The 13,330-nt window shown below is 24.8% G+C and carries 14 protein-coding genes; all 14 read right to left on the bottom strand.

The window, feature by feature from the left end:
• Positions 1–273 precede the first annotated feature (273 nt).
• Positions 274–1,968, bottom strand: a complete 1,695-nt coding sequence (locus F1564_RS09535) for a M3 family oligoendopeptidase (RefSeq protein ID WP_018451094.1) — start codon at positions 1,966–1,968, stop codon at positions 274–276.
• A 69-nt stretch (positions 1,969–2,037) separates the two neighbouring features.
• Positions 2,038–2,646 (bottom strand): DapH/DapD/GlmU-related protein, encoded by a 609-nt coding sequence (locus tag F1564_RS10530; protein WP_018451093.1) that lies wholly within the window; start codon positions 2,644–2,646, stop codon positions 2,038–2,040.
• 29 nt (positions 2,647–2,675) lie between these two features.
• Positions 2,676–3,800, bottom strand: a complete 1,125-nt coding sequence (locus F1564_RS09525) for a glycosyltransferase family 4 protein (RefSeq protein ID WP_018451092.1) — start codon at positions 3,798–3,800, stop codon at positions 2,676–2,678.
• Positions 3,801–3,851: 51 nt separating this feature from the next.
• Positions 3,852–4,913: a glycosyltransferase family 4 protein gene (locus F1564_RS09520; protein ID WP_018451091.1), complete on the bottom strand. Its 1,062-nt coding sequence runs from the start codon at positions 4,911–4,913 to the stop codon at positions 3,852–3,854.
• Between the two features lie 13 nt (positions 4,914–4,926).
• Complete coding sequence (locus tag F1564_RS09515; RefSeq protein ID WP_018451090.1) at positions 4,927–6,030, bottom strand: glycosyltransferase; 1,104 nt, start codon at positions 6,028–6,030, stop codon at positions 4,927–4,929.
• 232 nt (positions 6,031–6,262) lie between these two features.
• Positions 6,263–7,321 carry an acyltransferase family protein gene (locus tag F1564_RS09510; RefSeq protein ID WP_018451088.1) on the bottom strand — a complete coding sequence of 353 codons (1,059 nt, stop codon included), beginning with the start codon at positions 7,319–7,321 and terminating at the stop codon, positions 6,263–6,265.
• 76 nt (positions 7,322–7,397) lie between these two features.
• The gene (locus F1564_RS09505; RefSeq protein WP_018451087.1) at positions 7,398–7,808 is read right to left on the bottom strand and encodes a GtrA family protein; all 411 of its coding nucleotides are present in this window, start codon (positions 7,806–7,808) and stop codon (positions 7,398–7,400) included.
• 4 nt (positions 7,809–7,812) lie between these two features.
• Positions 7,813–8,553, bottom strand: a complete 741-nt coding sequence (locus F1564_RS09500; RefSeq protein ID WP_018451086.1) for a glycosyltransferase family 2 protein — start codon at positions 8,551–8,553, stop codon at positions 7,813–7,815.
• A 4-nt stretch (positions 8,554–8,557) separates the two neighbouring features.
• Entirely contained in the window at positions 8,558–8,887 is a 330-nt protein-coding gene (locus F1564_RS09495) for a hypothetical protein (RefSeq protein WP_018451085.1), read from the bottom strand.
• Positions 8,887–9,609: a glycosyltransferase family 2 protein gene (locus tag F1564_RS09490; RefSeq protein WP_018451084.1), complete on the bottom strand. Its 723-nt coding sequence runs from the start codon at positions 9,607–9,609 to the stop codon at positions 8,887–8,889. Before F1564_RS09490 ends, F1564_RS09495 begins: the two co-directional genes overlap by 1 nt.
• Complete coding sequence (locus F1564_RS09485) at positions 9,578–10,240, bottom strand: HAD family hydrolase (protein ID WP_018451083.1); 663 nt, start codon at positions 10,238–10,240, stop codon at positions 9,578–9,580. The genes F1564_RS09490 and F1564_RS09485 overlap by 32 nt, the downstream gene beginning before the upstream one ends.
• Positions 10,240–10,884 (bottom strand): PI-PLC domain-containing protein, encoded by a 645-nt coding sequence (locus F1564_RS09480; protein ID WP_018451082.1) that lies wholly within the window; start codon positions 10,882–10,884, stop codon positions 10,240–10,242. Before F1564_RS09480 ends, F1564_RS09485 begins: the two co-directional genes overlap by 1 nt.
• Before the next feature lies 1 nt (position 10,885).
• Positions 10,886–11,674: a glycosyltransferase family 2 protein gene (locus F1564_RS09475; protein WP_018451081.1), complete on the bottom strand. Its 789-nt coding sequence runs from the start codon at positions 11,672–11,674 to the stop codon at positions 10,886–10,888.
• A 76-nt stretch (positions 11,675–11,750) separates the two neighbouring features.
• Positions 11,751–13,091 carry a hypothetical protein gene (locus F1564_RS09470; RefSeq protein WP_149201938.1) on the bottom strand — a complete coding sequence of 447 codons (1,341 nt, stop codon included), beginning with the start codon at positions 13,089–13,091 and terminating at the stop codon, positions 11,751–11,753.
• Positions 13,092–13,330: the final 239 nt, after the last annotated feature.

Genomic DNA, 13,330 nt, shown 5'->3' with positions numbered 1-13,330 from the left:
AAATATTTTAAAAATTTTTTAGGTTATATTTATAAATATACTCAAATTCGTTTAAAATTAAACTATTAAAAATTAACTGTTCAATAACTATACAAGCTCAAAATTTAATAAAATAAATATCTTGAAACATGGGGTCTTGACCTTTTATAGAAATAAAAAAACGTAGGCTATCAAGTATATCCATTATATAAATTTAGGATTTGAATAAAACAGTCATAGTTTTTAAGTTCAGTTTTATCATAATATTTATCTAAATGATAAGTAATATCAGATTTACAAGTTCATATCATCAACATTATCCAAATATTCCTTAATTTTTGGGATTACAAAAGCCAATGTCCCTTCTTCAAACGGATTTTTCAAATTAGCTGATTTCATAAGTTCAAAGAATGGTTTGCTTCCTCCAAGTTTACATAAATTCAAATAGTCTTTCCATGCTTTTTCTCTATTCTCTCTTGATTTTATCCAGAATTGGAAGGCACAAACTTGTGCTAGAGTATAGTCGATGTAATAAAATGGAGAGCTAAAAATATGTCCTTGTCTAAACCAGAAAATTCCATTTTTTAATTCTTCAACTTCTCCATAATCTCTTGTTGGTAAATATTTTTTTTCTATTTCAATCCATTTTTCACGACGTTCTTTTGGTGTAGCTTCTGGATTTTCATACACCCAATGTTGAAATTCATCGACAGTTACTCCATAAGGAATGAATAAAAGAGCTTCTGATAAATGAATAAATTTATATTTATCAGTATCATTTTCAAAAAACAATTCCATCCATGGCCAAGTTAAAAATTCCATACTCATCGAATGAATTTCACAAGCCTCATAAGATGGCCATAAGTATTCAGGAACTTCAAATTCACGGCTTTGGTAAACTTGGAAAGCATGTCCAGCTTCATGTGTCAAAACATCAATATCGTGTGAAGTTCCATTAAAATTAGCAAAAATAAATGGTGCTTTATGCTCTGGAATATAAGTGCAGTATCCGCCGCTCATTTTCCCCTTTTTAGAAAGTAAGTCAAGCAAATTATTTTCAGTCATAAATGTAAAAAATTCATCAGTTTCCTTTGATAATTCCTTATACATTATCTTCCCATTATTTAAAATCCATTCAGGTGACCCATGCGGATCAGCATTTCCAGAATTAAATTTTATAGCTTCATCATAAAATCTAAGTTTTTCCACTCCAAGTCTTTTCTTTTGTCTTTCACGAAGTTCAGTATGTAGCGGCACAATATTTTCAAGCACTTGCTTTCTGTAACCTTCTACCATTCTTGCATCATATTCAAGTCTTGAAAGCTGTTTATATCCAAATTCCACAAAGTTTTTATATCCCATCTTTTGAGCCATTCTAGTTCTAACTTTTACAAGCGAATCATAAATATTATCAAATTCATCTTGATTTTCAGCAAAAAATTGAGCAACTTTTTTAGCCGCCTCAAATCTTATATTTCTATCTTTTGACTGTGTATAAGGAACCATTTGTGACAAATTGAGCTCTTTTCCATCAAAATCTATTTTTGCACTTGCAATTAATTTTGAATATTTGCTGGACAGTCTATTTTCTTCCTGTGCATCTGGAATAATTTTAGGTGAAAATGTTTTCAATGTATTTTCTGCCAAATCAAATAAAAATTTTCCATATTTTTGGATAAGTTCATCTTTAAATTTTGAATTTACAAGAGCTTTATAAAAATCATTTGTAAATCCAAATAGAATAGGACTAATTTCATCCATATATTCATTTTCCTTATCATAAAATTCATCATTTGTATCAATGCTATGACGAACCGAAACAAGTGTTTGCATAGTTTCGATATGATTTCTTAATTTTATAATTTCATCAAGTGCAATAATTTGTCCTTCCACATTTTCGGCTTTTTCAAAACTTTCTATGAGTTCAGAAAATTCTTTTTTTATTTTTTCTAAATCCAAATGTTCATATTTGTATTCATTAAATTTCATATTTTATATTCTCCCTTCAATTTTTCCTAGTTTAATTATATCATAAAAAAATAGGAAGTAAGTATATTTTTATACCTTTTCCCATTTTTTAGTTTCAAAATTGTATTTTTTTATTACTTTTGCTGGATTTCCAACAGCAATGCAGTTTTCTGGAATATTTTTAGAAACAACAGAATTTGCTCCAATTATAGAATTTTTTCCAATTACTGTTCCTGATAAAACAGATACATTTTCTCCAAGCCAAACATTTTCACAAATTTTTACTGGTTTTGTAAAAATTTTTCTTTCTTTTGCAAGTTCTTCAGGATTAGAATGTTCTAAATCATTTGAAAATGAATAATTTCCATGATTTAAGTCAGAAATATAAACTTTGCTTGCTATCAGTACATTATCTTCTATAATTAGTGAATTTGCACATGCTAGATGGACATAATCATTAATTTGGACATTATTTCCAATAATTAATTGGGGTATGTTTTTATTTCTTATATTTTTATCTTGAAAACTATATGCTTCAATTCTGCATCCAGTTCCAGTTGTAAAATTTTTCCCAAATTTTATAAACTTTTTTCCTCTTATATCAAAAGGAAACCGAATTAATCTAGCCTTTGGAAAAAATATTTTTGTTTTAATAAAATTAATTCCCAGTTTCCATAATTCATAAAATGATTTTTCCATATTTTACCTTTCTATACTTTACTTCAAGTCTATTGTATTTCTTCATAAATTTTTTCAAGTATTTCTACAGATTTTTTCCATTCAAATTTTTTTGTCTGCTCTAATCCTCGTTGCACCATTTCCTTTTTTAATTTTTCATCTGATAAAATTTTTTTATATGCTCCAAAAATTTCATTTTCATCAAAAGGATCAACTAATATTCCAGCATTTCCTGCTACTTCTGGCATTGAAGAAATATTTGATGTAATAACAGGAGTTCCTGATGCCATAGCTTCCAAAATTGGCATTCCAAAGCCTTCATACAAAGATGGAAACACAAAAATCTGTGCAAGTTTATAAATAGGAACTTTATCTTCTTCATCAATATAGCCTGTAATTATAATGTCAGTTCCCATTGATTCAATCAGTTTCATAATATTGTCATATTTCCATCCTTTTTTTCCAACAATTACAAGTTTTAAATCATCATTAATTTCCTGTTTGTATCTTTTAAAGGATTTTACAATTCTTTCAATATTTTTACGTGGTTCAATTGTTCCCAAATATAAAATGTAATTTTGGGGCAAATTATATTTTTTTCTAATGTTTTCAAGTTCAGATTTAGAATATTTATGAGAATACTTTTGCAAATCAATTCCAGGTGTTACAATTTTTATTTTTTCTTCACTCACATTAAAATGTTTTATAATATCTGATTTTGCACTTTCTGAAATTGTTATAATTAAATCAGATTTTTCAGCAGCATATCTATATTCGCTAATAGTCTTCATATCACCCATAGTTTCAGGCACTGTAAAAAAAACAGTATCGTAAATTGTAATTATTATTTTTCCTTTTATATTTTTAGGAATAGTAAAATTAAAAAAATGATAAATATCTGATTTTGTACCTAACAAAAAATTATGGCTTATTTTTAATTTTTGAGTTAAGATATTATAAATTTTATATGGAATAAGTTTATTTTGCTTTATTTTTATATTATAGTTAATTTGTTCCTTAACATTATGCCTATTCATAAAATTTATAAATTCACCAGTATAATCATTTTTATTATTTTGAACCAGTCCTTTTACAATATTAAAAATATACCATCCAACTCCTGTTTTAGGACCCACAGCCCACTGAATTTCAAGAGAAATTTTTTTTCTTTCCATATTTTAAATAACTCCTTTTTTATACTGTTCCATATTTAAATTATTTTACTTTTAAAAATTTTTAAAAATACGATTATACAATTTAAAATATTTTTCCTTTATTACATCATTTCCAAAATGACTATAATAATAATCCTTAAAATTATAACTTTTATTTTTCTCTTTTAAATAATCCAAAATTTTATTTTCTAAATCTGTAACATCATTGTCCACTAAAAATTTTTTATCAATAATAACTTCAGGAATTGCCGAAACATCCGAAGCAAAAACAGGCTTATCATGTAGATATCCTTCAATAATTGGAAGTCCAAATCCTTCTCCATATTTTGCCAAAACTGTAACAATATCACAGTCATTGTAAAATTCCCTTATTTTTTTATCTTCAAGAAATCCCATTAATTCAATATTATTTAATTTTTTTTCTTTTATCTCATTTCTATATTTTTCAAGCAAAGGCCCTTTTCCAGAAACTTTTATTTCAAAATTTTTGTTTCTTTGTGCAAGTTCAATAAGTAATTCTATATTTATTCGTTCTTCAATACTTCTTACTGTAAATATTTTTATTTTTTTAGAGTTCCAGATTTTTTTTTCAAATTTTACTTTTACTTTTTCAAGTGGAGTAGTGTTATTAATAATAATAAAATTATTTCCATTATAGAGCGATTCTTCTTTTGAAAAATTTGATATAAAATGCACTAATTTACTTTTTTTGTAGACAGCTTTTTCAATAAATTTAAAAATATTTTTAAATCTATGATTGGTTTGGGATGATAAATAAAAAAGGCCATCATGAACAGTAAATATATCCGTTTTTTTTATCTTTTTTAAAAGAAAAAAACTCATTAAATAATTATGAGAATGAATAATACATTCAGAATTTTTACCTAATTTATTTATAAGTTTATTTAATTTAAAAAAACGAAATAAATTATGCTTTATTGCCACACATTTTATATCATTCCAAAAAAATTCCTCGTCTTTTTCACCAAAAAATAAATAATATTTTTGTATATTTCTAGGTAATGCCATAGATTGAGATAATATAACATTTTCTACTCCACGCTTATATATAAGCGGATTATTAAATCCAAAATATATAACACATTTTTCCATATTTTTCTCCATATTATTTTTTTAAAATTATCTCAAAAAGTTCTCTCCAGCTATTAGAATAAGGTTGTTCTATCTTCTTACATATATTTCCGTCAAAACTAATATTTTTTTTGTTAATAACAGATTCCATTTTCAAAGCTAGTTCTTCAGCTGAATCAGGATTAAAGAAAAATACATCTTCATAGTTTCCCAATGTTTCATGTGCATAAGGTAAATCTGCTAAAATCAGCTTTTTCTTAAACGCTTTTGCCTCAGTAACAGGTAATCCCCATGTTTCAATCTTAGATGGAAATATAACTGTTTCTGTCTTATTGTAGTAATTCATTAGATTTTTTCTTGACTGTAGTCCAATAAATTTGACACATTCTTGTTTTTTGTATTTTTCAACTATTTCTTTTGAATAAATATTTTCACTGCCATCTATTGTCAAATAAACCTTGAAGTTCTTAATATTTTTATTCTCCAGAATTTCAGATGCCTTGCAAATCACCTCAAAATTTTTAAAGACTCTTGGAAAGCTGGGATAAATAAAACTATTTTTCTCAATTTCAATATTTTTATCTATTTTTAAAGCTTCCAGATTAACTTCCGGGTGTGCAACAATGATATTTTCTATTCCAAAAGCTTTCTTAAATTCTTTTCTTATCCAATTCTGCTGAACGATAACATAGTTATTTTTCTTTATGTTTATTTTATAGATATATTTATAAAATTTTGAAAAAAGAAATAATTTAAACGATTTTTTTCTTTCTTCTTTTGTCATCTTATAAAACATCATTGGATTATGACAATACACAACTCTTTTATCAGCTGCTACATTTGGTGTCATATCATGTAATGAAAGCCACAAATACGGTTTCAATTTTTTCGACAACTTTTTAAAAAAAATATATTCATAATATAGTCTTTTTAAGTAACTTTTTTTAGAATCCTTAAATTCCATAAATTCTATTTTTGATTCATACTCTGAAAATAAATTTCTGTCGTGAACTAATGCTATTATTCTATATTCTTCCAGGAAGTTTTCTTCAAGATATTTTAAGCATTCTTTGTAAATTGTTAAGGGCCCGCCTTCACTGAAATTGATAGCGGAAATTATTATTATTTTTTTATTCATGTTTTATATTCTTTCTTTATATTTTTCAAAAATATGACTTTTTTATAATAATTATAACTTTATATATTTAGTTAAAATAATTTATTATCTTTAAAATCGCTATTATTTGAATAATTTTCTTTTGCTCTTTGTAGAAGATTTAAATACAATTTTTCCATTTTCATTGATATCAATTTCCTAAATTATTGCTATATTCATTAACAGTATTATTGTATATCTAATTATTATAGTTTTAATATTTATTTTTTATATCATATTTAAACTTTATTATAAATTTTTCTATATTTATATAAAATAAAAAAGAGCCTAACATAATACAAACTAAATAAATAATAATTAAGTAGATGTCTAATTCCATATTAAAATATTTGAAGATTCCTATATAAATAGGATGCAACAAATATATCGAATAACTTAATGACCCCAAATAATATATTTTTTTTAGAATATTAGATAAAATCCCTTTTTCTTGTGCAAAAACTATAATCATTAATCCTGCAATTACAGGAAATAAATATTCATTTTCTCTATAATAATCTATTTTCCCGTAATATCTAAATAATATCAGACAGATTATCAATTCTAAACCACTATAAACTAAATTTTCATTATATATTAATTTTATTTCTTTTATTTTATTGTAAATTAATGCCGATATAGTTCCAATACTGTAAGAAACTAATATTCTAAAAATTCCTAAAGGAATTCCATGCCACTCTTGATAATGAACATCTAAAAATCTATCAGAATTATGAGTAATAATACTTAAGGAGACTATAAATATTATCGTACATAAAAGAAATAGTAAAACTTTACTTTTCTTTTTGATATAATGAACAAATGGAAAATAAAAATTTCCTATGTATAATTCTAATCCAACAGCCCATGCTACTAATCCAGTATCTAAAATACTTAAATTTGCAATGTTATTTATATTTAATCCCATAATTTGCAAAAGAAAAAGTTCTATAAATCCTTGTAACAATGTTATATGTCGTTTCAAAAAAAATTTATTAAAAAATAAATAATAGAATAAAATTATTAACATATATGGTATTAAAAGCCTAATAACTCTTCCATATACAAATTCTTTTGTATAATCTAAACTATTTTTATTTTTTGATTCTTTATATGTTATTACAAATCCACTCAAAACAAAGAAAAAATCAACAGATAAAATAAAAGAATATGGAATCAAATTACCTTTACCATAAATACCAAAAATATGTAATAATGCAACTGATATCGCTGCAAAAAACCTTAAACTTTCTAACGCTTTAAATTTTCTCATATATAATCGCCTTTTTCATAATTTAATTTTTAAAGTTTAAAACATCTCTTATATTTCTAATAATAAATTCTAAAAATTATAATTTTTCTGCCAAAAACTTCATAACAAAAAAATTAGTTATCATCGTAATTGGAGTTATTGTTAATTTTATTATTATCTTTAGTAAACCTTTATTATTCAAAAGAGGTTCTGAAATATTATACAACATTTGTCCAATTATCGAAACTGTTACTATCAAAATTATCTGATATAAAATATATATTAGATATTTCTGTTTTAAACTGAATTTTCCTATATGTGTTAAAAATATTTTTCTTGTAGACACAAAAAATACAAAAGTTATCGCAGGAATAGAACTTAATATATTTGAAAAAATCACATTATATTTAAGTATAACAGTTAATATTGTATATATTGTTGTATCTATTAACCATCCCGTTCCTGAAATCAATAAAAATTTAAAAAATTGTATTATTAATTTTTTCATTATTTTAAAATTCTTTCTTTGAAATAGGATTTTTTAAAAATTTATTCAAATCTGCTGGTATCCCTAAACCGTACATTCCATTATTTTCACTTCCAATATTATAAAATGTTATTTTTTTCCCATCTTTTATCATTTCATTATATACTGGAGCTACATAATACTCACCATTTACACGGATTTCCTTTTCTATCATTTGTTTTGCATATTTCACAAAATCTGATCCTTTAGCAAAATTATATATTCCAACTGTAGCCTCATCAGATATTACCACTTTTTCCTGAACATCTGTTACCAAATTATTTTCATCGTATTTTATAAACGACCATTTTGGATCATCAGCCTTCATTGTCATGATAAGCCCATCATATCCCTCTTGAGCTTTGATATAATCATTTATATCAATATCTACATATTGATCCGAATTTGCTATCATCATCTCGTCGTCATTATTTATATATTTTTCTGCCAATAAAACAGTACAAGCCGCTCCTTCTGTTACTCTATCAACAGGAACGATAATACAATTTGGTGAAATTTCTTCCAATTTGTTTATTAAATCATATTTTTCGATATGTTCCTGTAAACAAAGATATATAAATCTGTGTTCTTTTTTGGGTCTTATATTATTTGTAACATATTGTATCATCGGTTTATCATGAACCATTATTAATGGTTTTGGTAAATCGTATCCTGCATTTGCAAATCTGCTTCCTCTTCCTGCCATAGGAACTACTATATTCAGCATTCTATTACTCTCCTTTATCAATATATTTATCATTATTTACACCTGGAAGTTTTACAACAACAGTTATTGTATCTGTTACTGCTAAAAAGTCCGTTTTTTCCCCAGGTTCCATAATTATAATACTTCCTTCATTATATTCAACATCATTCATTTTAACAGTTCCCCTAACTATCACTGTTAATTCCGTTGCTATTTTATGATAATGTCTTACACCATAATCTCCTGTTTTGTATTCTTTTACCGCTACTTCAGTATCATTCGTTTTATAAAGTGTCGGTTCAAAATTTCCTATAAACCATCCACCTTTCATTTCGTTAATGTGTGATACTTTCATTATTTTTCTCCTTTTAAATAATCTTCATATTCTTCTCTTCCTCTTTGTTTTTTTAAATTAAAATAATTTGATTTATCAACTTTATAAGCTCCAATTTTTTTCTGTTTTAAAACCATTTCATTTAATGAAGGTGCAACATAATAAACACCATTTACACTAGCTCCTTTTTTTATCATAGTAGTAGCTGAATCAAGAAAATCTTTTGCTTTTTTATAATAATAAAATCCTGTAGTTGCATTTTTACTTATCGGTCTTTTTTCTGCAGCCTGTATAACAAGTCCACTTTCATCTAATTTTACATAAGACCATTTTGGATGAATATCTTCAAAAATAATTGTTCCAGCATCGTAATCATTTTTAATAAAATTATTTACAACTTCATTCAAGTTAATATTTAACACTTGATCAACACCAACAACAATCAAAGGCTCTTCATCATTAATTTTGTCTACAGCTAATAAACAAGTACATATTGCTCCTTTCGTTTCTCCTTCAGCTATAATTACTTTTACATTTGGTACTAATAATTTTAACATATCATCCACATGATATTTTGAAACATCTTCCCTTTTTACAATAAATATAAATTCAGCATTATCTATTTTTGATAAATGTTCATAAACATGCTGCAATACTGTTTTCTTTTCTATTTCATATAATGAACGCATATATTGTGTTGTGATACTTTCGTTATCTCCACCCATAGGAACTATTATTTTCATTTATATTACCCCCCTCTTCAGCTTTTTTGATATGTGCTTTTATATTTTCATAATTTACATCATAAACTGTTTCCACTTCCATTACATGAGCTCCTGATGCTTTTGCTGCAGCAATTCCATTAAAATTATCTTCTACAATCAAACATTCTTCTGGTTTTAACCCTAATCTTTCTATTGCTTTATTATAAATTTCAGGATCTGGTTTACCTTTTTTTACATCTTGATTACTTAAAAAGAAATCTAAATATTCCTTTAAATTGCTTTTTTGCATCATCAAATCTATTGTATTTCTTATAGAATTAGATCCAACAGCTAATTTATATCCTTCACTTTTTAATTTTGCCAAAGCATATTCATGATGAAACATAGGAAAGCAATCTGTAAAAATTTTATCTACAGTATATTGCTGTTTTAATTCATTTATAAATTTATGTAATTTTCTTGGCAATCCTCTTTCCATACTTAACATTTCAAGTTTCTTTGATGTTGGTAAGCCATCGTAAGTAACTAAATGATCATATCTGCTTATTTCATATCCGAAAAGAGATAAAGCCTTATTTAAAGCTTCATAATGCCAATCTTTTGCTTCTATAAGTACTCCATCCATATCAAAAATAATAGCTTTTATCATTATCCAATCAACTCCTTATTAAAAAATTCGTTTGCTTCATCAGGCACATCTGTACATAATATAATTTTAGAATAGTCTATATCAAAACTTTTTAACTTTTTCCAAAATTCTAAATATGGAAAAGAGTGTAACTCTGGTGAAACTAAACATATTTTTTTACCATTTTTTATATGTTTTGAAATTAATTCTTCTGTTATCCAGCTGTCATCATAAAAAGCATCTATCCAGACACCCTGAGATTCTTTATATAATGATAAAGGCTCAGACTCATATTCACTTTGTCTAGCAAAGACATTAAAATTATTCTCACAATAATATATCATTTGAGGTACAGACATATCAAAACAGAAATAATTTGTTATATTATTTTTCTTCAAAAGTTTTGATAATTCTTCTCCTAATCCATCCGCTTTTATATTTATAGCAAAACAAAGTTTATTATTGTATTTTGCAAGTTCTTTAAAAAGTTCTTCTGCAGGCATACAATTTTTGTTTGCTGGATCATGGGATATAACTAATTTCCCATCGTAATCACGAATATCTGATTCGATTCCATAACCTTTTGCAAATGCTTTTTTTAAGGCTTCTTCTGTGTTTCTTTCAGACAATTTTTCCCAATATCCTCTATGAGCTAGTATTATCATTTTATTTTACCTCCGTAGCTTCATAGTTATCTATTATTTTTTTTCTAAACTCTTTAGTTTCTATACTTTTTTTATTAAAGAAAAAAGAAAATAAATATTTTAAAGTTGTAATTGCTTGATTTAACATTCTAACATTTGATACTTGATCGTCTTCTCTCCAAGTTATTGGAAAAAATTTTATATTATGTTTATAGTATGAACTTGCCATAAGCATAATATAATCAAACATTAAGCTGTCAGGAAACTTGATGTAAAATTTATTTTTCAAAATCTTTACTTTATAACAATTTAATCCTGCACCTAAATCATAAAGTTTTCTCCCTAAAAATATTGAAAAGATTAAATTATAAACTCTATTTCCAAAAGTTCTAAATTTAGAATATCCTTGTATCTTAGATCCTTTCATAAATCTTGAACCCAGAAAACGATCATATTGTTTATATTCCCCTGATTTTAAATAAGGCACTAAATCATGAATATTACCTTGATCATCTCCGTGAAGAATAATAAAATAATCAAAATTATTTTCTACTGCATATGAAAAGGCAACTTTTTGAGAACCACCTAAATTATAATTTTCTCTATTTTTTAATAATTTTATAAAACCAGTATTATTTGTGTTTTTTATATATTCTAATACTGCCTTTCTACCACCATCAGTACTTCCATTATCAACAACTATAACCTCTGTAACCAACTCTTTTACTGTATCATCAATTTGTTGCAATACTCTTGTTATTTGATTTTTACAATTATACATTGGTATAAATAGTAATATTTTTTCTTTCATTTTATCTTCATGTAAATAAATTAATAGATAATTTTAAAAACATGCTCCTTTCATTAGATTTCTTCATAAATAACAATTATTTTATACATTTAATTTTCATTTTATAAATCTTAAATTTATATCCTTTGTATCCATAAACACGAAATTCTACATTTTTATTATTTTTTTCAGAAAGTATTACATTTTTTAGAATAACTTTATTATTAGATTTATTAAAAATGATTTTTTCTTTTGCTATAGTAGTAATTTTTTGTATATCCAAATCATCATTATGACTTATTATATCAAAATAACCGATTTCAGTATTATTTGGAATACTTAACAATGTTGTTTCATAATAAAGTTCTATATTATATATACCTTTTTTTATCTCAATATATGGACCATAAAAAACAAATCCATCTAATCCTTTAGAATTAACTGAATGTTTATCCTCTGTATAACCATTTTTTAAATCAATTGATAAAATACTAGCGGGTGGAAACTCTAATTCTTCATTTTTTCTAGGAATTCTTAGTTCTGCTAAAGGGTTTATATCAAATTTGTAAATTTTATAATGTTTTGTTTCAAATATTTTCTCTGCTTTATTAGTATACAATTTTGAATTTAAATTATTAAAAAGCATTTTTTCTTGATCATCACTTAAAACAACTATTGTTGGTACATCTTTAAAATTATAAACACTACTATTACCAAGCCAATAAAAAGGTTTAATATCATTAATATCTATAATACTATTATACCAGTGTCCTATTTTTATTTTTCCTTCTGAATAAGGCCATATTTTCCCAGATAAATTAAAGAAAGTTGCTACTTCTTCTATGTTATTATTCTTTAAATAATCTGTAATCACATTGATTTCGTTATCTTTTTTATACTCCAAATAAACTGTGTCACTAGCAAATATATTAGATAAAAAAATCACAACTATTAAACAAAACATTTTATTTTTATATTTTTTTTCTTGTATGATATCGCAAATTAAAAAAGAGAATAAACAAGGTATTAGGTAATAATACCAATAAAATCCATTAGATACTTTACTATATATTAAAATTTTTATTCCAAATATAATAATCAAATAAATCATAAAAAATGTTACAACTATATTTTTTTTATATTTTTCCTTATTTTTATAAATAAATAATATCACAAAAAGAAATAGAATTCCTTTAAACAACATGTCAAATGCTTTTGCACTTTGTATTTCCATTCCACCTGACCATCCTAAAATAGAATAAAGTATGGAAGATATATTATCATAAAATATATTTATTAGATCTGAAAATTTGGTAACGGTTAATACTTCTTGGGATTTAAATATTATTGTATTAGAAAAAAATATTTTGCTTAACAGAACACCTAGTATGTTTAATGCCACTAGATATATTCCATATTTAATAGTTTTTATTTCCACATTCTTTAAAATATATCTATTAAAAATTAATGTTATCAGTAGAGGAATATATAAGAATATTAACATTCTTATTCCTGAAATTCCTGAAATAAAAGTTAAAATAAATATTAAGATAATTACATACTTATTTATTTTTTCATCATCATATATTCTTTGAATAAAACCAATTATTAAAAATGTTGTAATTGTATAAAATCCATAATAACCATAAAGAAGAAAATTTAAAATAGCAAAAGATC

Source organism: Leptotrichia shahii (assembly GCF_008327825.1).
Classification (GTDB): domain Bacteria; phylum Fusobacteriota; class Fusobacteriia; order Fusobacteriales; family Leptotrichiaceae; genus Leptotrichia; species Leptotrichia shahii.
The sequence above is the reverse complement of the archived record's forward strand: the minus strand, read 5'-3'. Positions and strand labels throughout refer to the sequence as shown.